The 19,802-nt window shown below is 72.1% G+C and carries 22 protein-coding genes; 4 read left to right on the forward strand and 18 right to left on the reverse strand.

Features of this window, described 5'->3' with window-relative positions:
• Positions 1–5: 5 nt before the first annotated feature.
• The 4 genes from VKK44_RS26220 to VKK44_RS26235 are packed head-to-tail and all read right to left on the reverse strand — an operon-like array spanning position 6 to position 2,898.
• Positions 6–473, reverse strand: a complete 468-nt coding sequence (locus VKK44_RS26220) for a DUF4442 domain-containing protein (RefSeq protein ID WP_343443859.1) — start codon at positions 471–473, stop codon at positions 6–8.
• A gap of 54 nt (positions 474–527) precedes the next feature.
• Positions 528–1,592 carry an ABC transporter permease gene (locus VKK44_RS26225; RefSeq protein ID WP_343443860.1) on the reverse strand — a complete coding sequence of 355 codons (1,065 nt, stop codon included), beginning with the start codon at positions 1,590–1,592 and terminating at the stop codon, positions 528–530.
• Positions 1,589–2,497 (reverse strand): ABC transporter ATP-binding protein, encoded by a 909-nt coding sequence (locus tag VKK44_RS26230; protein WP_343443861.1) that lies wholly within the window; start codon positions 2,495–2,497, stop codon positions 1,589–1,591. Before VKK44_RS26230 ends, VKK44_RS26225 begins: the two co-directional genes overlap by 4 nt.
• Positions 2,494–2,898 carry a GntR family transcriptional regulator gene (locus VKK44_RS26235; RefSeq protein ID WP_281943375.1) on the reverse strand — a complete coding sequence of 135 codons (405 nt, stop codon included), beginning with the start codon at positions 2,896–2,898 and terminating at the stop codon, positions 2,494–2,496. Before VKK44_RS26235 ends, VKK44_RS26230 begins: the two co-directional genes overlap by 4 nt.
• A 110-nt stretch (positions 2,899–3,008) precedes the next feature.
• On the opposite strand from VKK44_RS26235, the gene VKK44_RS26240 reads away from it, so the two are divergent.
• Both VKK44_RS26240 and VKK44_RS26245 read left to right on the forward strand, forming a co-directional pair.
• Positions 3,009–3,533, forward strand: a complete 525-nt coding sequence (locus VKK44_RS26240) for a hypothetical protein (RefSeq protein ID WP_343443862.1) — start codon at positions 3,009–3,011, stop codon at positions 3,531–3,533.
• A 15-nt stretch (positions 3,534–3,548) separates the two neighbouring features.
• A complete protein-coding gene (locus tag VKK44_RS26245; protein ID WP_343443863.1) occupies positions 3,549–4,088 on the forward strand; it encodes an AAA family ATPase in 540 nt (179 codons plus the stop codon).
• Positions 4,089–4,096: 8 nt separating this feature from the next.
• Here VKK44_RS26245 and VKK44_RS26250 read toward each other — a convergent pair whose 3' ends face one another.
• The 3 genes from VKK44_RS26250 to VKK44_RS26260 form a co-directional block, all read right to left on the reverse strand.
• On the reverse strand, positions 4,097–4,825 hold the full coding sequence (locus tag VKK44_RS26250) for a hypothetical protein (RefSeq protein WP_343443864.1): 729 nt from the start codon (positions 4,823–4,825) through the stop codon (positions 4,097–4,099).
• Between the two features lie 76 nt (positions 4,826–4,901).
• Positions 4,902–5,090, reverse strand: a complete 189-nt coding sequence (locus tag VKK44_RS26255) for a DUF397 domain-containing protein (protein WP_343443865.1) — start codon at positions 5,088–5,090, stop codon at positions 4,902–4,904.
• Positions 5,081–5,881, reverse strand: a complete 801-nt coding sequence (locus tag VKK44_RS26260; RefSeq protein ID WP_343443866.1) for a helix-turn-helix domain-containing protein — start codon at positions 5,879–5,881, stop codon at positions 5,081–5,083. Before VKK44_RS26260 ends, VKK44_RS26255 begins: the two co-directional genes overlap by 10 nt.
• 212 nt (positions 5,882–6,093) lie before the next feature.
• On the opposite strand from VKK44_RS26260, the gene VKK44_RS26265 reads away from it, so the two are divergent.
• On the forward strand, positions 6,094–6,321 hold the full coding sequence (locus VKK44_RS26265) for a hypothetical protein (RefSeq protein ID WP_343447902.1): 228 nt from the start codon (positions 6,094–6,096) through the stop codon (positions 6,319–6,321).
• Between the two features lie 190 nt (positions 6,322–6,511).
• On the opposite strand, the gene VKK44_RS26270 is transcribed toward VKK44_RS26265, so the two are convergent.
• The 6 genes from VKK44_RS26270 to VKK44_RS26295 all read right to left on the reverse strand — a co-directional run bounded on the left by VKK44_RS26270 (position 6,512) and on the right by VKK44_RS26295 (position 15,214).
• Positions 6,512–7,822: an ABC transporter ATP-binding protein gene (locus tag VKK44_RS26270; RefSeq protein WP_343443867.1), complete on the reverse strand. Its 1,311-nt coding sequence runs from the start codon at positions 7,820–7,822 to the stop codon at positions 6,512–6,514.
• Positions 7,823–7,926: 104 nt separating this feature from the next.
• The gene (locus tag VKK44_RS26275) at positions 7,927–10,116 is read right to left on the reverse strand and encodes a bifunctional glycosyltransferase/CDP-glycerol:glycerophosphate glycerophosphotransferase (RefSeq protein WP_343443868.1); all 2,190 of its coding nucleotides are present in this window, start codon (positions 10,114–10,116) and stop codon (positions 7,927–7,929) included.
• 16 nt (positions 10,117–10,132) lie between these two features.
• Positions 10,133–12,127, reverse strand: coding sequence for a DUF5941 domain-containing protein (locus VKK44_RS26280; protein WP_343447904.1), 1,995 nt, complete (start codon positions 12,125–12,127; stop codon positions 10,133–10,135).
• Between the two features lie 80 nt (positions 12,128–12,207).
• Entirely contained in the window at positions 12,208–12,951 is a 744-nt protein-coding gene (locus tag VKK44_RS26285) for an ABC transporter ATP-binding protein (protein WP_343443869.1), read from the reverse strand.
• Positions 12,952–13,779: an ABC transporter permease gene (locus VKK44_RS26290; protein ID WP_343443870.1), complete on the reverse strand. Its 828-nt coding sequence runs from the start codon at positions 13,777–13,779 to the stop codon at positions 12,952–12,954.
• Positions 13,780–13,843: 64 nt separating this feature from the next.
• On the reverse strand, positions 13,844–15,214 hold the full coding sequence (locus tag VKK44_RS26295) for an L-serine ammonia-lyase (protein ID WP_343443871.1): 1,371 nt from the start codon (positions 15,212–15,214) through the stop codon (positions 13,844–13,846).
• Between the two features lie 399 nt (positions 15,215–15,613).
• Between VKK44_RS26295 and VKK44_RS26300 the strand changes: the two genes are divergently transcribed.
• On the forward strand, positions 15,614–15,817 hold the full coding sequence (locus tag VKK44_RS26300) for a PspC domain-containing protein (protein ID WP_343443872.1): 204 nt from the start codon (positions 15,614–15,616) through the stop codon (positions 15,815–15,817).
• A gap of 51 nt (positions 15,818–15,868) precedes the next feature.
• Here the strand turns inward: VKK44_RS26300 and VKK44_RS26305 are convergent, their stop codons facing one another.
• The 5 genes from VKK44_RS26305 to VKK44_RS26325 form a co-directional block, all read right to left on the reverse strand.
• A complete protein-coding gene (locus tag VKK44_RS26305; RefSeq protein WP_343443873.1) occupies positions 15,869–16,633 on the reverse strand; it encodes a DUF4230 domain-containing protein in 765 nt (254 codons plus the stop codon).
• Between the two features lie 99 nt (positions 16,634–16,732).
• A complete protein-coding gene (locus tag VKK44_RS26310; protein WP_343443874.1) occupies positions 16,733–17,893 on the reverse strand; it encodes an acyl-CoA dehydrogenase family protein in 1,161 nt (386 codons plus the stop codon).
• Between the two features lie 4 nt (positions 17,894–17,897).
• Positions 17,898–18,203: a type II toxin-antitoxin system VapB family antitoxin gene (locus VKK44_RS26315; protein ID WP_343443875.1), complete on the reverse strand. Its 306-nt coding sequence runs from the start codon at positions 18,201–18,203 to the stop codon at positions 17,898–17,900.
• Between the two features lie 54 nt (positions 18,204–18,257).
• Positions 18,258–18,860, reverse strand: coding sequence for a nitroreductase family protein (locus tag VKK44_RS26320; RefSeq protein ID WP_343443876.1), 603 nt, complete (start codon positions 18,858–18,860; stop codon positions 18,258–18,260).
• Positions 18,861–18,863: 3 nt separating this feature from the next.
• Positions 18,864–19,790 carry an aldose 1-epimerase family protein gene (locus tag VKK44_RS26325; protein ID WP_343443877.1) on the reverse strand — a complete coding sequence of 309 codons (927 nt, stop codon included), beginning with the start codon at positions 19,788–19,790 and terminating at the stop codon, positions 18,864–18,866.
• Positions 19,791–19,802: the final 12 nt, after the last annotated feature.

The following is a 19,802-nucleotide window of genomic DNA, read 5'->3' on the forward strand; positions in this document are numbered from 1 at the left end:
GCGTGTCAGCGGTTCGGGCGTAGCGTCCACGTCACGGTGAGCGCCGAGGTGACGGTGCCGTCCTCGGTGCCGATCTCCACCTGGACGCCGAACTCGGGCCGCTGCCCGGCGTCCAGCTCGGCCAGCACGTCGGCGGGCGGGCGGCCGAGCCGAGCCGTCGCCAGCACCGGGCCCATCGCCACCTTGCGGTAGTCGATGGTCGCGGTCACGGCCAGCGGTACGGCCCGGTCGAGCACCTGCCCGAACGCGGCCAGCACCACCGCGCCGGAGGCGGTCTCCCCGAGCGTGAACATGGCGCCGGCGTGCGGGCCGCCCACGTGGTTGTGGTGCGCCGGGTCGTCGGGGAGCCGCACCACGGCGCGGACCCCGCCGTCGGCCTCGGGCGCCACCTCGACGATCTCGATATTGAGCGTACGGGCGAATGGCACCGCTGCGAGGAGACCGGCCGCCACCTGCCGAGAGTCGATGGACATGCTCGAACGCTACTCGCCGGTAACTTCCCGGGCAAGCCCGACTGGCGGCCGGGATCAGCCCGCGCGGAGGTCGGTACGGCGGACGATCCACCAGACGATCAGCAGCGCCACCGCGGTCAGGCCCAGGTAGCCGCCGGAGACGATCAGGTGGAAGTCGGTGATCCGGCTGCCCGGCTGATAGAGCAGGTGCTGTTCGAGGTGGTTCTCTGCGAAGCAGACGAGCGTCCGACCGCTGCCGTTGTCGGGCGGGCAGAGGCGTTGCAGCTCGACGCCGGTCAGCTCGCGCCCGGAGGCGTCGTACGCGCCGGACGGCCCGTCGACCCCGTAGTCGATCATGCCGCCGCTGACGACCAGGGCGTTGTCGCGGAGCACGTCGATGTTCGGCCCGCCGATGGTGCGGCGCGCGGACAACGGCGTCATCAGCGTGGGATAGCGCCACTGGACGAAGTAGGTCAGGCCGACGAAGCCCACGATCACACCGAACGCGGCGGGGAGCGTGCGTCTGAGCGCGGCGCCGAGTGCCACACCGATCGCGAACCAGCAGAGGCTGATCACGGCCGGCAGCATCGCGGTGTTCAGGAACGGCTCGTACTCGAACAGGCTGACCGGGCCGACCAGGGCCCGGGTCCGCTCCAGATGGTCGCTGACCCCGCCGACGGCCGTGGTCACGGCGGCCACGAACAGGCCGAGCAGGGCCAGCCTGGTCCACAGCCACCGTTGCGGGGAGACGTCCTGGCTCCAGGCCAGCAGCAGGGTGCGCTGCTCGTGTTCCCTGGTCAGCACCGGCACGCCGACGAACACGCCGATCAGCAGCGGCATCCACTGCACCACCCGCAACAGGGCGGCCATGGTCAGGACCAGGGGCGAGGACCCGGCGAGCCGCTCGGACTGGGGGGAGTTGTCCGGGCAGAACGCCTCGTGACACTGGTGCCACAGGCTCGTCAGCTCCACGGACAGATAGGTCATCCAGCCCACCAGCACCGCGGCCAGGACCAGCGTGCCGATCAGGGTCCACCGGTGCTGACGCCAGGTCAGCCACAGCAGACCGCGTACGCCCCCGGCGTACCCGAGGTCGTCCCGACGGTTCGTGGGGGCGGACAGTTCGGTGACCGGGCTCATGCGGCTGCCTCCCGCTCGTGCGGTGCCCTGGACGACGCCCTGAGATAGGTCAGGATCAGCTCGTCCAGGGTGATGGGCTGGGCGGTCCAGCCCGGCGCCACGACGGCGTGCGCCGTCGGTGACGCCGGCTGCCGGACGACGAAGGTGGACTGACGCTCGGTGTGCTGCGCCTGGACGACCGCGCCCGCGCCGGGCGGTTGGTCGGCACGCGGGCCGGTCAGCCGGACATGGCTGTCGAGCAACTCCTCGACGTCGCCGGTGAGCACGGGTCGACCCGCGTCGAGCAGCAGCAGATAATCACCGACGCCACTGAGCTCGGCGATGATGTGAGTCGACAGCATGATGGTCATGTCGGTGTCGGCGGCCTCCGCCATGAGTTCACCGGTGACCTCGGTGCGGGCCACCGGGTCCAGGTTCGCGAGGGGTTCGTCCAGCAGCAGCACCGTCGGGCGGGAGCCCAGCGCGACCGCCAGCGCGACCTGGGCCCGCTGCCCGCCGGACAGCCTGCCGCAACGACGGTCCAGCGGGATGTCGAAGCGCCTCAGCCACGACAGCGCCCGCCGCTGGTCCCACAGGCGGTTCGTCGACCGGCCGAAGCGGAGCATCTCCGACACGGTGAAGTCGCGGTAGAGCGGCTTGTCCTGGGCCAGGATCGCGACCCTGCTCCCGCCGTCGGTGGAACCGCCCCGGGTCACCGGCCGGCCGTGCACCAGCAGCGTGCCGCTGGTGGCCGCCAGCGTGCCGGCGATGATGCTCAGCAGCGTCGACTTGCCCGCGCCGTTCGCACCGACCAACGCGACGATGCGGTTCGCGGGCAACTGGAAGGCGCACTCCCGCAGCGCCCACACGCTGCCGTAGCGCCGGCTCAGCCCGCGTGCCTCGACGGCGACGGGTTGCCCGCTCACGCGGCACCCTCCCGCTTCTGGCGCGTGGAGTTCTCCACGATCACCGAGGCGAGCAGCGCCTGGACGTCCTCGTCCTCCAGACCGGCCTCCCGGGCCTGGCCGAGCCACCGTGCGAGGCTGCTCCGCAGGCGGGCCATCACATGGGGGTCGGTGGAGCCGAGCGTCCCGCTGACGAAGGTGCCCGCCCCCTGCCGGGCCTCCACCAGACCGGACAGCTCCAGCTCCCGGTAGGCCTTGAGCACCGTGGTCGGGTTGACCGTGCACGCGGTCACCACGCTGCGCACGGTGGGGAGCTGGTCCCCGGGTTGCAGCGTCCCGATCCGCAGCCCTTCGCGGACCTGTCGCACCAGTTGGGCGTAGGCCGGGACGCTGCTGGACCGGTCGACATGAAAGTTGATCACCTGGTGAGCCCCTTCACGATTGTTATGGTTAAGTAGAACACCAGTCAAGCAGCATGGCAAGACGCCCTCCGGCGTTTCACCGGCCGCCGGCTCCGGGTAGCCAGTGGCGCATGAACCGCGATCTCGCCAGAGGGCTGACCGTGGCCTGGGGGCTGCCCGAGTTCCGCGACGGCCTGCGTCACCTCGTCGACCTCGACGAGGTGACAGTGCTGCTGGCCGCGCTGTCCGTCCCGGACCGGGACGGCGAGGTCGAGCGGAGCCTGCTGGGTCTGCTGCGGTCCGGCCTGGCGACCACCGAGGTCCGGGAAGCGGTGTTGCTGCTGCTGGAGCGCGACACGGTCCGCCGGCCACTGGTCGCCGCGGCGGTGGAGCCGCTCGCCGACCGACCGGCCCGGGCCGCCGCCATCACGTCGGCGACCGAGGACCCCGCGGTACGCCGTGAGGTGCGCACGATGCTGGACAGCGCGGACGTGCGCGAGCTGATCTGGCAGGCGATCGACCGCCAGGTGAGCGACGACCGGTTCGGTCTGATCCGCCGGGCGGCGGTGCTGTTCGTCCGCCATCCGAGCGCCCGGCGCCTCGCGTGGGCGCTCCGCCGGCACGGCGTACTACGCGAACTACGCCGCCAGGCGTGACCATTGGGTGTGGCGATGACGAGGCGACCGACGCTGTACCTGACCGTGGGGCTCCCCTGCACCGGCAAGACCACCGCCGCTCGGCGCATCGAACGGGAGCGGCAGGCGCTTCGTCTCACCAAGGACGAGTGGGTCAAGGCCCTCTACGGGCCCGAGAACCCGTCGTCGGCTCAGGACGTGATCGAGGGACGCCTCATCCAGATCGGCCTGCGCGCGCTCGAACTCGGCACCAACGTCGTGCTCGACTTCGGCCTCTGGAGTCGGGACGAGCGCTCCGCGCTGCGGCAGGCCGTGGCGGACCTCGGCGCGACGGTGGAGCCGCACTACTTCGCACTCACTACTGCCGAACAGCGCCGGCGACGCGATCAGCGGCAGGCCGAGGCGCCGCACACGACGTGGCCCATGACCGACGAGGAACTCGCCGGGTGGGCCGCCACCATCGAGATCCCCACACCTGGCGAACTCGACGGCAGCGAACCCGTCGACGCCCCACCGGCCGGATTCGCGAGCTGGGACGAGTGGCGTACGCGTCGCTGGCCGCCGTCGATCCCCTGATTCCTGAGTCAGCGGTGCTGAACCCACAGGTTTTCCTCGACGTACACGCCCCGATCATGCTCGCGGTCGATGAGCACGAGGTTGAGCGCGCCCGGCACCACATAGTCCCCGGAGACCGGGAACGGCATGTCCGCCCAGCTTTCCCACTCCGCGACGGACCCTTCGACGACCATCGATTCATGGGCCGGACGGACCACCCGGGCACCCATGCGTTGGTGGGTACGGATCCACGGGTCGATCGAGAGCCCGTCCGGTCGCGTCCACGAGGCGTACTCGGCCATCGACACCAGCGGGTATCGCGCCTTCCACGTCGGCCGCAGCGGAGCGACCACGTGCGCGAGCCCGTCGTCGAGCGCACGTCGGGTCAGCTCGGCGAGCACCTCACCGGCCACGCCTCGCCGGGCAAGTGACGAGCCGACGGCGACCGCCATGAAGCTCAGACACGTCGGTACGACGCCCGCTTCCCGGCCCTGCACCGCCCGGATCAACGTGTCGTCATAGCCAGCGGGCAGATCGTCAGGCGTGCCGTTCCAGGCCATTGGCACGCCCCAACCGCCGGCGACGACCCGACCCTCGTCGAGCGCCATGACGTCGTATCGGGGAAAGTATTTCCCCACCCGAACCATGTAGTTCGTCGGAACATCGTCGTGGAAGATGAACTCCGGCCAGTCCTCTCGGAAAACGGCTTCCGCGGAATCGTGCAGATCGGGCCGGTCGATTCTGGTGACGAATTCCACCGACGCACGTTAACGACGGCATCCGGAGCCACGCAACGGCGTTCCTCGTCGGGGCAGGGCCTCCGAGGCGGGCGAGTCAGGCGCGCTTGGTGTGGGCGACGAACGCCGCCCAGCTCGCCGGTGTGAACCTCAGCGCCGGCCCCTGCCGGTCCTTGCTGTCACGGACCCCGACCACGCCGGGCAGATTGTCCGCCACCTCGACGCAGTTGCCGGAATTGCCGCTGCTGCGGGTGCTCGTGCGCCAGGTCGCGCCGGTCAGCTCCATCGGTTCGCCGCCTCCGAGATCGCCGCCAGGGTCGCCCCGTGCGGCATCGCCTCCGCGCGGACGGACTCCCAGGTCTGCCGCAGGGAGTTCACGTCCGTCGTCCGTTCCACGATTGTGCCGTGCAACTGGTTGTCGAGATAGCCCACGTCGTCGCCGTCGGCCGGGGTGGCGAGCACGAACGCGCCGTTGAGCCCCGGATGGGCCCCGACCGTCTCCGGCACCACGTGCAGGTGCACCCGGGGCCGGCGGCCCATCTCGACCAGGTGTGCCAACTGCTCCCGCATCACCTTCGGGCCGCCGACCGGTCGGGTCAGCACCGAGTGGTCGAACACGGCCACGAACTGCGGCGGCGCGGGCTGATCCAGCACCGCCTGCCGGGCCAGCCGCGCGGCCACCTGCTGCTCCAGCGCCTCACCGACAAGCGGACTCGCGCCCTCGTGCAGCGCGCGGGCGTACTCCTCGGTCTGCAACAGGCCCGGAATGACCAGCGGCTCGTAATTGCGCAGCGCAGTCGCCTCCTGCTCGATGCCCACCCACTCGCGGAACCACGGCAACAGCGACTCCTGCACCAACGCGGCCCGGATGCGGACCAGCAGGCCACCGGCGTCGAGCACGTCGTCGCAGCGCTCGGTGAACTCGGCCCGCGGCGCGCGGCGGCACTGCTCGACGGCCGCCACCAGCGACGCCGAATAGCTCACCCGCTCGCCCAACGCCTCCTGCGTCAGCCCGGCCTCGGAACGGAGCCGGCGCAGCTCACCGGCGAACAGCTCCCACAACGCCATACGGATCATCTGCACACCTCTGCACACGGCTGCACACGGAAAACGGCCGGTCGGACGGCCCGGAAGGTGGGGGTGGAACGCCTTCCGACCCTAGCGACGCGGTGACGACACTGTCACGCAACGGAGCCAAACTCGTCCGTTACCCGCTACCGACAGGAGCGCCCGTGACCAATCAACGCCCGTACCCCCGGCATGCCGCGCCGCACACACCGCTGCGTCCGATGTGGTGCTGCCGGGCGTGCGGCCAGCAGTGGCCCTGCCCGACCGCCCGCCTGCTGCTCAAGAGCGAGTACGCGGACAACAACGTCGGCCTGTCGCTCTACCTGTGCGGGCTGTTCTACGAGGCGACCCGCGACCTCTACCGGCTGAACCCGGCCGGCGCACCAGACCCCGCCGACATGTTCGCCCGCTTCGTCGCCTGGGGCGCCAGGCGTGACCCCTTGAGCTGAAGCCGGGTGGAGGTCCTACCGTCGCTCCCATGACGACGCCGCAGTCGACCGACGCCGAACTGGCGGGCCAGTCCGCCGCCTACTGGGGCGCAGCCCGCTGAGCTGCAACGCCGGCCCGGCAGCGGTGTAGCCGACGAACGCGGCCAGGTTCTCGGTGGAAAGCGTTAACAGGGGGCCCGTCCTTGAAACCTCAGCGCCAGCCGACGTCGATGCGGTCGCCGCGCTCGTCGAAGAAGTGCAGCGCGTCCATCCGCACCTGCACCGCCAGCGCATGTCCGGCCGACACCTGCGGGTACGGGGCCAGCCGCACCGCCAGTTCCGCCGGGCGACGGTGGTGCCGGCCCGGGTCGGGCAGCACGCTGGTGCGGTTGCCAGCGCCGCTCGGCGCCGACTCCGGCGAGGCCGCCTCCGCCGCCCGGCCGGTGAGCCGCTGCATCACCTGGCCGAACCGGCGCAGGCTGCGCTGGCCGGGGACGGACCGCTCGACCGGGGAGCTCATCTCGTCGACCACGATCGCGGTCGCGCCGATGTCGAGGAAGGCCAGCGACTCGTGGCCGTGGTGCTCCAGGTAGCGGATCCGGCCGTGCAGCACGTCGCCGGCGGTGTCCGGGGCGACCGGGGTGAGCGCCTCGGCGCGCAGCCCGACCACGATCCGCTCGCCGTGGTAGTGCGCCACCGCGCGGCTGCGGATGTCGTCCCAGGGCAGGTAGAGCGCCTGCTCGCCGAGGTTCAACGCGACGTAGCGGTCGAGGTGGACGTAGACGGACGCCTCCAGCAGGTTCATCCGGGGGCTGCCCAGGAACGCGGCGACGTAGAGCGTGGCCGGCCGCCCGTACACCTGGGTGGGGGTGCCGACGTCCTGGAGCACGCCCTTGCGCATGATGGCCACCCGGTCGGCCATGGTGAGCGCCTCGGCCTGGTCGTGGGTGACGTAGATGGTGGTGACGCCCAGCTCACGGGTGAGCGCGGAGATCTCGGCCCGCAGCTCGGCGCGGAGCCCGCTGTCCAGGTTGGACAGCGGCTCGTCCATCAGGAACAGGCCGGGCCGCCGGACGATCGCCCGGCCCATCGCCACCCGCTGCCGCTGGCCGCCGGAGAGCTGGCTCGGCTTGCGCGCGAGCACGTCGCCGATGCCCAGCGCGCCCGCCACGTCCTGGATCCGCTCGCCGCGCGGCCCGGGCTCGATGCCGGAGAGCCGCAGCGGGAAGCCGATGTTGTCGCCGACGGTCATGTGCGGATAGAGCGCGAAGTCCTGGAAGACCATGGCGATCTTCCGGTCCCGCGGCGGCAGGTCGTTGGCCAGCTCGCCGCCGAGCATGACCGCTCCCGAGGTCGGATCCTCCAGGCCGGCCACCATCCGCAGCACGGTCGACTTGCCGCAGCCCGAGGGCCCCAGCAACACCATGAACTCGCCGTCGTTGACGTCCAGATTTATGGTGTCGACCGCGATCGTTCCGTCCTGGAACACCTTGGTGACATCCTTGAGCGCGACGGTGGTCACCGTCACCTCCCCAGTTGCTCGCCCGAACCCGGGAATGACTGTGACCAGGATCATCGGGTTCGCACATCGGGTAAACGTGCCATGTTCGGCTCGTGACAGTCGTATTACGTGGATTTGCCGAGGAACACGCGGCGGACTACCCGTTCCGCGGCGTGCCCGTCCTCCAGCGCGCAGAACCGCGCCCGGAACGCCGCCCGCGCCCGTTCGGCCGCCGCGCCGCGTACCGCGCCGGTGCGGAAGACGTCCAGCAGCCCGGGGAAGTCCACCGCGACCGCGCCGGGCGGCTCGGCCAGCAGGTCGAAGTAGACGCCCCGGGCCACCCGGTACGCGTCCCAGTCCGGCGCGTAGACCACGATCGGCCGGTCCAGCACGGCATAGTCGAACATCGCCGAGGAATAGTCGGTGACCAGCACGTCCGCGGCCAGGTAGAGGTCCTCCACCCGGTCGTGGTCGCTGACGTCCAGCACCCCGCCGGCCGCCGGTCCACGCGGCCGTCGCTCCCGGTCGTGGAAGTAGTGGCTGCGCATCAGCAGCCGCCCGGTCGGGCCGAGCACGTCGTGCATCCGGTCCGGGTCGAACGGTGGCCGCCAGCCGGGCAGGTGCTCACGGTGCGTCGGCGCGTAGAGCACCACGTACTCCTCCGCGCCGATGCCCAGCGCGGCGCGGACCTGGCGGCACTGGTCGGCGGTGGCCCGGGCCAGCCGGTCGTTGCGCGGGTAGCCGACCTCCAGCGTGGTGTAGTCGGCCGGGTACGCCCGCTCCCACATCTGCGTGGAGAAGCCGTTCGCGGTGATGCTGTAGTCCCAGCGGTCCACCCGGCGCAGCAGGCCGGCGAAGTCCATGCCGATCGCGCCCACCGGGTAGCGCTGCTGGTCCAGGCCCATCACCTTCACCGGCGTGCCGTGATGGGTCTGCACGTGCACCGAGCCGGGGCGCTTGCGGACGAAGTCCGGGAAGTTGACGTTGTTGACCAGCCAGTGGGCGCGGGCCAGCACCCGGTGGTACTCCCGGGTGCCGGCGACGACGTACTCCACGCCCGGCGGCAACGCGGCCACCCGGTCCCGCCGGACGATCCAGACGCCGCGCACCTGCGGTGCGAGCCGGCGGGCGGCCTCGTAGACCGCGGCCGGGTTGCACGCGTATCCCCGGTACCAGTAGGCCGCGTAGACCGCCAGCGTCGGGTCGATCGGGCGGCGCAGCTCGGCCCGGTAGTACTCGCGCAGCGCGGTGTCACGCGCCCGCCGGGCGGTCCGCCGCACCACCGGCGTCACCCGCCGCCGGGCCTGGCCGGCCGTCCGCCGAGCGGTCTCCCCGGCCTGGTGGGCCTCGCGCAGTGCGCTGAACGTCCGCCACCGGCCGGCCGCCACCAGCCGGTGCTTCAGGCCCTCCACGCCGGGCGGCACCGGGTAGCCCTCCGGCGGCCGGAAGCGGACGTAGTCCTCGTGCATCTGGGCGAAGAACGGTGCCCGCAGCTCCGGCGCGATCCGCTCGCCGTTGCCGAGCACGGTCAGGTAGTGCCAGATCATCCGCTCGAAGACCGCCGGCCGTAGCCCGTCCACCACCGGCGCCCACCGGTCCATCAGCCGGAACACGCGATGCCACTGGGCGAACACCTCGAAGTGCCGGTCGCCCCGGGTCCGGGTGATCGCCCCGGTCCGGCGCTGCCGGTAGTGGAGACAGACCCGGTCCAGCACACCGATCCGGTCGGCGGCCATCAGCGCGGGGTAGCTGAACGAGACGTCCTCGTACCAGCCCGGCGCGAACCGCAGCCCGCGCCCGACCAGGAACTCGCGGCGGACCAACCGGTTCCAGGCGGTGTGCAGCAGGCACAGCGTCTCCGGCCGGTCCCGCAGCGCGAACGTCTCCGGGCCGGGCGGGTCGGGGAAGACGTCCCGCATGGCGCTGGGGGTGCCGACGTCGTTCCAGTGCGACCGGACGTGGTCGACGATCAGCACGTCCGGGCGGGTGTCGCGGAGCCGGTCGGCGACGTGCGGCAGGACGCCGGCCGCCAGCCAGTCGTCCCCGTCGACGAACCACACGTACTCGCCGGTGGCCCGGTCCAGCCCGATGTTCCGGGCCGGACCGAGCCCGACGTTGTCGGCGAGCCGCACCGGGTGGACCCGGGGGTCGCGGGCCGCGTACTCGGCCAGGATCTCGCCACTGGCGTCCGGGGAGGCGTCGTCCACGCCGATCACCTCAAGGTCGCCGAACGGCTGGTCGAGGATCGAGTCGAGACACTCCCGCAGGTAGCCCTGCACCCGGTAGGCCGGCACGACGAAGCTGATCAGCGTCATCCCGGCCCGCCCTCCGTCAGCCCGGCGAGGGGGCACCCCCACGGGCGCGGGCCGGCAGGACCACCCAGGCGAGGACCACACTCGCGACGAAAACCACGAGAAGGTACGCACCGAGTGTAGCCAGAGCAACACTCGCAATTCCGGCGATCAGCGCGATTGCCAGCAGCAGCGAGCGCCCCTCCCAGCCCAGCGTGGCGACGTGCAGCGGCGGCGCCGACTGCCGCTTCTCCAGCCGGGCGGTCAGGTCGTAGTGGTGCAGCGTGAGCACCAGGACGTACCCGAAGATCAGCCAGGCCGGCGCGCGCCCGGCCACGCCGACCGCGACGGCGAACAGGTACTCGGCGGCCCGCAACGCGGCCGGCACCAGCCAGTCCAACGCCCCCGCGTGCGGCGTCCGGGAACCCTGCGCCGCGCCCAGCAGCAGCACCAGCGCGAGAACCGCCGCCCAGCCGGGCAGGTCACCCCCGCCGTGCACCGCCCACAGCGCCCACCCCAGCAACGCCGCCGCGCCCAGCGCGGCCAGCACCGCCAGCGCCAGCGGCCGACGCGCCACCGGCAGCGTCCGGACCAGCGGGCCGTCGTCGCGGTACAGCCCCGCGTCGACGGTGGTCAGCACCGGCACCCGCATCCAGCGCGCCCGCAGCGTCCGCAACGCCCCGGTGTACGCGAACGCCAACGTGCCCCAGACCAGCACCGCGCAGAGCGCCACCAGCGGCCCGAACAGCGCGGCGGCCACCGCGATCAACGCCCACCGCTCACCGATCGGGAAGACCACGGTCCGCTTCAGCCAGTACGACACCGAGCCGGTGTCCGCCTGCACCCGGGTCGACGCGGCGTTCAGCTTCCCGCCGATGCCGCCCGCGTCCCCGGTCACCACCTTCGGCCGGCGGGCCGCCTCGTCGTGCAGCGCCCCGTACCAGGTGTCGGTCATGTGCCGCACGGTCTGCAACGTCATCGCGGCCAGCGCCAGCGCCCAGCCGTAGCGGAACCCGGCGTGCGTGGCGCCGTAGCCGAGACCGGCGTAGACCACGTACTCCTTGAACCGGTCGGCCATCGTGTCCAGCCAGCCGCCCCAGGCGCTGAAGTGCCGGGTGTAGCGGGCCAACTGCCCGTCCACGCAGTCCAGCACGAACCCCAGGTAGAGCAGGACCGCGCCGGCCACCAGCGCGGGCCGGCCACCGACGCCGAACAGCACGGCCGCGGCCACCGCGAACGCCACCGAGACCATGGTGACGCCGGTCGGGCCGATCCCGATCCGGGCCGCCGCCTTCGTCACGTACGGCGACCAGGTGCTGACGAAGAACGTGGTGAAGAAGTCGTCCCGTTCCTTCACCGACAGCTTCAGCTCGGCCCGGTCCTCGTCGACCGCCGCCACCTCCGCCTCGGCGGCGGCCCGCTGCGCCGCGTCGCCGGCCCGGTGCGCCACGAGCAGGCGTACCCGATGGGCGAAGATCAGGACGCCCCGGGCGGCGAGCCCGGCCACGAGCCGGTCCACCGCGCCGAGCGTCCCGCCCCCGGCGGCAGCGACCCCGGGCGCGGACGCGGGCACGGTCGGGCGCGCATCCGGCGCGGACGCGGGCACGGTCGGGCGCGCATCCGGCGCGGACGCCGGGTCGGGCGCGACGCCTGCGGCGCGGCGGGCGGCCTCGGCGAGCGCCGGCAGGTCGGCCGCGCCCACCCGCAGCGCGCCACCGAACACGCCGGTCGCGTCGGCGGCGTCGACCTCGACCACCTGTCCGCGCTCCTCGCGCACCGTGGCCTGCCCGGGAGCGGGCGGATCGGTGAGCACCAGGGCCACCGTCGGCCCCACCGGGCTGGTCGCGAGATGCCTGAGTACGGCCGTGTGCGCGACCAGATCCGCGCCGCTCACCAGCACCGGGCCGGTCGCGGCGGCCACCAGGTCGGCCAACTCGGTCAGGTCGGCGGCGATCCGCACGTCGTCCGCCCCGGCCCGCCGCCACTGCGCGGCCAGCCTCGCGGTGGGCGGTTCCCCGGTGGGCCGGCCCGCCACCGGTTCGGCGGGACCGGTCGGGTCGGTCGGGTCGGTCGGGTGGCCCGCCGCCGGTTCGGCGGCGAGCACGATCGCGAGCGTCACCGCTGCGCCGCGTCGGCGTAGGCGGCCAGCGCCTCGTCGATCGTCCCGTTGACGATCAGCCGTCCGGCGTCGAGGTAGAGCCCCCGACGGCAGAACCGGGTGAGGTCCTTGTCGTTGTGTGACACCAGCACCAACGTGCGTCCTTCCGCGAGAAGTCGCTCGATGGTCGCATAGCACTTCGCGCGGAACTCCGCGTCCCCGACCGCGGTCACCTCGTCCACCAACAGCACCGGGTGCGGCAGGTGTGCGATCACCGCGAAACCCAACCGCACCTTCATCCCCGACGAGTAGTGCCGCACCGACGTGTCGATGGCGCGTTCCACCTGCTCACCGGCGAACGAGACGATCTCGTCGAAGTGTCGGCGCAGGTACGCCGAGGAGAGCCCGTGCAGCCCGCCGACCAGGTAGAGGTTCTCCCGGCCGGTCAGGTCGCCGGAGAACCCCGCGGACAGCTCCAGCAGCGGCGCCACCCGGCCGTGCACCGAGATCGTGCCCTCGTCCGGGATGAGCACCCCGGCGATCAGCCGCAGCAGCGTGCTCTTGCCGGTGCCGTTGCGCCCCACCACACCGACCGTCTCACCCGGCTCGATCCGGAACGACAGGTCCCGCAGCGGCCAGAACCGGCCGGCGTCCGGGTCACGGGCTCCCCGGTGCACGATCAGCTCCCGCAGCCGCAACTGCCGACGCCGGTTGCGCACGAACCGGATGCCGAGCCGGTCCGCCTCGATGATCGGCGCCACTCAGAGTTCCTTCAGCACGGCCGGTTCCAGGCGGCGGAACGCCCACCAGCCCAGCACCAGCACCAGCACGCTGCCCGCCACCGTCACGGTGAGCAGCCGGGCGTCCGGGAACTCGTCCGGGTACCAGACCGCGTGGTGCAGTTGGAAGATCCCGACCAGCGGGTTCAGCTCGTACACGAGCTTCAGCCAGCCCGGCATGCCGGAGTCCCGGACCAGGTTGAACGGATAGATGATCGGGGTGGCGTAGAACAGCAGCCGGATGACCAGCCGCATGGTCCGCTCGATGTCGCGCATCAGCACGTTGCCCGCCGACAGCAGCAGCGCCAGGCCCACCAGCAGCACGAACTGCACGGCCACCGCCAGCGGCAGGGCGAGCAGGCTCCACCCGGGGTGGATCTTCCCCTGGCTGGCGTAGAGCGCCGCGATGGCGACCAGGATCGGCAGGCCGGCCAGGTACTCGGCGAAGCGGCCGGCGACCCGGCCGATCGGGAAGATCGGCCGGGGCAGGTTCATCGTGGTGATCAGCCGGGCCTGCCCGGTCAGCGCGCCGGCCGCCTCGGTCAGCGCCGAACTGGCCCACATCCAGGCGAAGATCCCGGTGATCAGGAACAGCGGGTACGACCCGGCCGCCTCGCCCAGGTGCCGCCGGGTCGCGCCGGAGTAGAGCACGCCGAAGACGAACCAGTAGATCAGGCCCATGCCGAGCGGCTCGATGAGCGACCAGAGGTAGCCGAGCAGCGACTGCTGGTACTTCACCGCGAGATCCCGCCGGACCAGGATGCGCAGCGAGGTGCGGGCGGACCAGAGCGCCGCGACGCCGGACGTCACCGCACCATCGTCGCCCTTTTCCTGCTGGCGTGGCGGTCGTCAGCGGGTGGTCACCCCAACGGGGTCAGCACTCGATGACGTTGACCGCGAGGCCGCCGCGCGCTGTCTCCTTGTACTTGACCTTCATGTCCGCGCCGGTCTCCCGCATGGTCTTGATGACCTTGTCCAGCGACACGTGGTGCACGCCGTCGCCGCGCAACGCCAGCCGCGCCGCGGTGATCGCCTTGATGCTGGCCACCGCGTTGCGCTCGATGCACGGGATCTGCACCAGCCCGCCGACCGGGTCGCAGGTCAACCCCAGGTTGTGCTCCATACCGATCTCGGCCGCGTTCTCCACCTGCTCCGGCGTGCCGCCCAGCGCCTCCGCCAGCCCGGCCGCCGCCATCGAGCACGCCGAGCCGACCTCGCCCTGGCAGCCCACCTCCGCGCCCGAGATCGACGCGTTCTCCTTGAACAACACCCCGATCGCGCCCGCGGCCAGCAGGAACCGGACCACCCCCTCGTCGGAGGCGCCCGGCACGAACCGGGTGTAGTAGTGCAACACGGCCGGGATGATCCCGGCGGCGCCGTTGGTCGGCGCGGTGACCACCCGACCGCCGGCCGCGTTCTCCTCGTTGACCGCGAGCGCGAACAACGTCACCCAGTCCATCGCGCGCAGCGGATCGTCCGCCCCGGTCTCCGCCTCCAGACCACGCCGCAGCTCCGCGGCACGACGGCGCACCTTCAACCCACCCGGCAGCACACCGTCACGGGTGCAGCCGCTCTCCACGCACTCCCGCATCACCCGCCAGATGTCCAACAGCCCCGCGCGCACATCCGCCTCGCCACGCCAGGACACCTCGTTGGCGAGCATCACCTCACTGATCGACAGACCGGTGTCCGTGGTGACCCTGAGCAGTTCCGCCCCGGTCAGGAACGGATACCGCACCCGCGTGGAATCCGGCTTGATCCGGTCCGCCCCGGCCGCCGCCTCGTCCACCACGAACCCGCCACCCACCGAGTAGTAGGTCCGCGCCCGCACCTCGTCCCCGGCCGCGTCGAACGCCGCGAACGTCATCCCGTTCGGGTGGAACGGCAGCGAACGCCGACGGTGCAGCACCAGGTCCCGGTCCGGGTCGAAGTCGATCTCCTGGCTGCCCAGCAGGCGCAGCCGCCGCTCCGCCCGCATCCGCGCCACCCGCTCACCGACCGAGTCGGTGTCGACCGACTCCGGGGCCTCGCCCTCCAACCCGAGCAGCACCGCCCGGTCACTGCCGTGCCCATGCCCGGTGGCACCCAACGAGCCGAACAGCTCCACCCGCACCCGGACCACGTCGGCGAGCAACCCGTCGGCCTTCAGCCCACCCACGAACGTACGGGCGGCCCGCATCGGCCCAACGGTGTGCGAGCTCGACGGCCCGATACCAACACTGAAGAGATCGAAAACACTGATCATGGCTGCACTTTCCTCGCCGTCGTCCCCGTCGTGCGGATCCGAACCGGTGTCTGCCACGTGCCCGCTCGACGGGCCGGTGGCGCGGCGCCCGGGGTGGGGGCGCCCCGACCGGCGAGCCTACCCGCCCAGCTCAATACCCGTCCCCACCCCACCACGCGCCCCCCACCCCTCCCCCGTTGATCTTGCAGTTACCGCCCCGGCGAAACAGGCATACGGGGCAGCTCGGGGGCCGTAACTGCAAGATCGCGGAGGACGAGGCGGGGCGTCGGGAAGGGCGGGCCGGGGTAAGTACCTACGGGTGCCCGGGTCGCCGATCCTCCTCGGGGCCGAGGGCGCGGCGCGCAGCCCTTTCTACCGTGGAATCAGCGCGGCGGATCGCCGCAGAAGTGGGAGACGACGATGAGTCGCAAACTGGTCCGGCCCCGTGAGGGGCGCATGATCGCCGGTGTCTGCGCCGGCCTGGGGCGGCGGTTCGGCATGTCGGCCGGCATGGTCCGGCTGCTGTTCCTGCTGTCGCTGCTGCTGCCCGGCACCCAGGTGATCGTCTACCTGATCCTGTGGGTGCTGATGCCGAACGAGGACCGCCACCTCGCCACCCGCTGACCCGCACACGACGACGCGCCCGCCCTGGGAGGGCGGGCGCGTCGTGCGAGGTCAGGGGGCCGTGTAGGTGACTGTCACCTTCTGGTAGCCGAGGGAGCGCAACAGACCCTCCAGCATCTTGCGGGTGTTCTCCTGCGCCCGGGCGGCCAGCCCGCTGTCCCGGGCCGCCGCGGTGATCCGGTCCTCGGCCAGCTTGTAGACCTGCTGCTGGCGGTTGGGGTCACCGGCCACCAGGTCGTTGAGCCGGTTGATCAGGCCACGCTCCTCGGCGAAGACGTAGCTCTTGTCCATGTCCAGGTCGGTCTCGCCGAGCTGCGGCGCGGGCAGTTTGATCTCGACGGACTTGCCGTCGTCGGAGGCCACCACCGCCCCGTCGGCGATCTTCGAGAAGTCGACATACGCCTCGACCCGGCCCGCCCCGACGAACAGCGTGCGCTCGTTGAGCAGGAAGTCCGGCACGTTGCGCCGGTCCTTCTGCACGTCGACCACCACCTGGAAGTTGCCCTCCGCCGCGACGTAACGGCTCAGGTCACGGATCGACTTGAGCAGCGGCGGCTGACTGCGGTCGGTCTGCTCCTTGGCGAACGGGTTGCGGAACTCGGGCAACAGACCGGTCGCCTGCACGCCGAGCAGCACCACCACCGCCAGCGCCGCCGCACCGAGCACCCAGAGCAGGCCACGCGCGGGCCCACCGACCGGTGGCCGGGCCCCCGGCCCGGACCCGGGCGGGGCGTCCGCCCGGTCGTGCAGGGACTCACTGGTCGGGTATTCCGGGAACTCCCTGGTGGGCTGCTGGGTGTCACCGTCGCGGGCCATCGCCCTCACCGTCCTCGTCCGACACATCGACTGACAATGACGGTACGGGCACTGTGCGACACTCGCTCGTCGAGTGCCCCGATCGGGTGAAACCGCAGGTCAGGCGAACGCGGAAAGCCCGGTCAGCCGCTGGCCGATGACGAGCTGGTGGATCTCCGAGGTGCCCTCGTAGGTGAGCACGCTCTCCAGGTTGTCGGCGTGCCGCATGATCGGGTACTCCCCCGAGACGCCGTTCGCGCCGAGGATGGTGCGGCACTGCCGGGCGATGGCCAGCGCCTCCCGGACGTTGTTCAACTTGCCCACGCTCACCTGCTCGGGCCGCAGCGACCCGGCGTCGGCGAGCCGGCCCAGGTGCAGCGCCAGCAGCAGGCCCTTGTTCCACTCCACCGCCATGTCGGCGAGCTTGGCCTGGGTGAGCTGGAAACCGGCCAGCGGCCGGCCGAACTGGGTGCGGGTGGTCGCGTACGACAGGGCGGTCTCCAGGCAGTCGCGGGCCGCGCCGAGCGCGCCCCAGACGATGCCGTGCCGGGCCTCGGTCAGGCAGCTCAGCGGCGCCTTCAGCCCGGTCGCCTCGGGCAGTCGCGCGTCCGCCGGCAGCCGCACGTCGTCCAGCGTGATCTCGCCGGTGAGCGAGGCACGCAGGGACATCTTCCGGCGGATCTCCCGCACGCCCACCCCGGGGGTGTCCATCGGCACGAGGAAACCCCGCACGCCCTCGTCGGTGCGGGCCCAGATCACCGCGACGGCGGCGATCGGCGCATTGGTGATCCACATCTTGCCGCCGGAGAGGACCCAGTCGTCGCCGTCGCGGCGGGCCCGGGTGGCCATCGAGGCCGGGTCCGAGCCGTGGTCCGGCTCGGTCAGCCCGAAGCAGCCGATCGCGTCGCCGGTCGCCATCGCCGGCAGCCAGCGTTGCTTCTGCTCCTCGCTGCCGAAGCGCCAGATCGCGTACATGGCAAGCGAGCCCTGCACCGAGACCAGCGAGCGGACGCCGGAGTCGCCGGCCTCCAACTCCAGACAGGCCAGCCCGTACGCCACCGCCGACGCGCCGGCGCAGCCGTACCCGGTCAGGTGCATGCCGAGCAGGCCCAGCTTGCCGAACTCGCGGGCCAGCTCCCGGGCCGGCACGTCGCCGTCCTCGTACCAGCCGGCGACGTGCGGGCGGACCCGGTCGGTCACGAGCTGACGCACGACGGCACGGATCTGCCGCTCCTCCTCGCTCAGCGAGGCGTCGAGGTCGAGCAGGTCGAGAGCGGTCACGGCGTCACTCGCCCTGGTCGCCGAGGACCAGCACCCGGGCATGGATCTGGTTGCGCTGCTGCAACGCCGCGCGCAACGCCCGGTGCAGGCCGTCCTCCAGGTAGAGGCCGCCGTTCCACTGCACCACGTGCGGGAAGAGGTCGCCGTAGAAGGTGGAGTCCTCGGCGAGCAGCTTGTCCAACGCCAACTCCCGCTTGGTGGTGATGAGTTCGGCCAGCCGCAGTGGACGCGGTGGGATCGCGGCCCACTGCTTCAGCGTGAAGTTGTGCTCCGGGTAGGGACGCCCGTCCCGGACCGCCCTGAAGATCACCGCGTGCTCTCCTCCCCCAGGCCGGGCTGACGATGTGGCTGCCAGCCTAACCGCTCAGCTCCACCGCCCCCGCCGGACCACATCATCCACCGGGCGCCGCCCCCGGCGCAGCGATGGTGACCGGTGGTCGACGGCTCGGTAACCAATGGTGACGGCACCGATCGGATGCAGTTCCGGCGGTACCCCGAACGCCTCCCGGTACGCCCCGACGCGTTGCGGCGGAATGCCGAAGAAGCAGGCGCCCAGCCCCTCGTCCACCGCGGTCAGCAGCATCAGCAACGCCGCGAAGCCGGTGTCCACGTACCAGTAGGGCACCGGCCAGCGGTCCTCGGCGCGGTCCGCCCAGCCCTTGTCCGGCTCGGCGTACCGGTCCAGGTAGGCGTCCCGGTTCGCGTGCGGCACCACGATGAGCGGGGCCCGGCGCATCCCGGTCAGCCAGCGTTCCCGACCGCCGCCGTCCGGCGTGGTGGCCGCCCAGAACCGGGCCCGGTCCGCCGGCTCCTCCAGCACCAGGAAACCCCAGCCCTGCGCGAACCCGGCCGACGGGGCCCGGACCGCGTGCGCCAGCAACCGGTCCACCACCTCGGGCGGCACCGGCCGGTCGGGGTCGTAGTTGCGGACCATCCGACGCCGCCGGACGACCTCGCCGAACTCCACGCCTCAGCGCCCCGGCCGGACGCCCCAGGCGCCGCGCCACGTCTGCCCGGCGTCCAGCTTGATCACGTCCCGGCCGGAGCGGAACGCGTCCGGTGGGCAGGTCATCGGCTCCACCGCGACCGAGCGGCGGTGCCGCTCACCGCCGAGCGTGTCGCCGGTGAACACCTGCCACCAGCCGAACTCGCGGTCCGCCCAGATCGCCACCCCGGACGAGCCGTCCGGCGCGCCGAGCGTCACCGCCGAGCCGCCGTCGGCGTCCCGCTCCACGTCGCCGAAGGCCAGGTCGAGGACCAGGTCACCGATGGGTCGGGGCGCGGTGAAGTCGTACTCGGTGCCGGCCACCGCGGCGGCGCCCACCGGCAGCAGCCGGCCGTCCACCAGCACCCGGTTCCGGCCCGGCACGTGCAGCAGCAGCTCGTCCACGCCCACCTTGGGGAGCTGGAAGTAGGGGTGCACGGAGAAGCCGAACGGCGCCGGCTCGGCGGAGAGGTTCGTCGCCTCGTGCTCGGCGCGCAGGCCGTCCGGGCCGACGCTCCACCGGCTGCGCAGCCGCAGCGCCCACGGGTAGCCCGGGGTGGGCGGGAGGTCGTAGCCGAGCGTCACGCTCGCCGGGCTCTGCTCGACCAGCTCCCACCGGACCCAGTTGACCAGGCCGTGCAGCGCGTTGTGCCGCTCCGGCTCGGTCAGGTCGAGCTGGAGCGAGCGGTCACCGAACGTGTACGCGCCGTCCCGGATCCGGTTCGGCCAGGGCGCCAGCACGTGCCCGGCCGAGCCGGGGCTGAGCTCGTCCTCGGCGTACCCGTCGAGGTAGTCCACCCCGTCGTGCCGATAGGCCCGCAGCCCGCCGCCGACCTCCACCACGACGGCCTCGTGGCCGTCGGCGGAAATGGTCCACTGTGTTCCGGACGGTGCCCGCTCGTCGATCCCCATTCGGCGACCCTA

Origin of the sequence: Micromonospora sp. DSM 45708, from assembly GCF_039566955.1 — a bacterium.
Classification (GTDB): domain Bacteria; phylum Actinomycetota; class Actinomycetes; order Mycobacteriales; family Micromonosporaceae; genus Micromonospora.

Excerpts from the sequence above, each read along its gene's own strand:
- VKK44_RS26245 (WP_343443863.1), top strand. The coding sequence starts at position 3,549 with ATGACGAGGCGACCGACGCTGTACCTGACCGTGGGGCTCCCCTGCACC.
- VKK44_RS26225 (WP_343443860.1), bottom strand. The coding sequence starts at position 1,592 with ATGAGCCCGGTCACCGAACTGTCCGCCCCCACGAACCGTCGGGACGAC.
- VKK44_RS26275 (WP_343443868.1), bottom strand. The coding sequence starts at position 10,116 with ATGACGCTGATCAGCTTCGTCGTGCCGGCCTACCGGGTGCAGGGCTAC.
- VKK44_RS26295 (WP_343443871.1), bottom strand. The coding sequence starts at position 15,214 with ATGATCAGTGTTTTCGATCTCTTCAGTGTTGGTATCGGGCCGTCGAGC.
- VKK44_RS26305 (WP_343443873.1), bottom strand. The coding sequence starts at position 16,633 with ATGGCCCGCGACGGTGACACCCAGCAGCCCACCAGGGAGTTCCCGGAA.
- VKK44_RS26300 (WP_343443872.1), top strand. The coding sequence starts at position 15,614 with ATGAGTCGCAAACTGGTCCGGCCCCGTGAGGGGCGCATGATCGCCGGT.
- VKK44_RS26255 (WP_343443865.1), bottom strand. The coding sequence starts at position 5,090 with ATGGAGCTGACCGGCGCGACCTGGCGCACGAGCACCCGCAGCAGCGGC.
- VKK44_RS26260 (WP_343443866.1), bottom strand. The coding sequence starts at position 5,881 with ATGATCCGTATGGCGTTGTGGGAGCTGTTCGCCGGTGAGCTGCGCCGG.
- VKK44_RS26220 (WP_343443859.1), bottom strand. The coding sequence starts at position 473 with ATGTCCATCGACTCTCGGCAGGTGGCGGCCGGTCTCCTCGCAGCGGTG.
- VKK44_RS26240 (WP_343443862.1), top strand. The coding sequence starts at position 3,009 with ATGAACCGCGATCTCGCCAGAGGGCTGACCGTGGCCTGGGGGCTGCCC.
- VKK44_RS26265 (WP_343447902.1), top strand. The coding sequence starts at position 6,094 with ATGTGGTGCTGCCGGGCGTGCGGCCAGCAGTGGCCCTGCCCGACCGCC.
- VKK44_RS26325 (WP_343443877.1), bottom strand. The coding sequence starts at position 19,790 with ATGGGGATCGACGAGCGGGCACCGTCCGGAACACAGTGGACCATTTCC.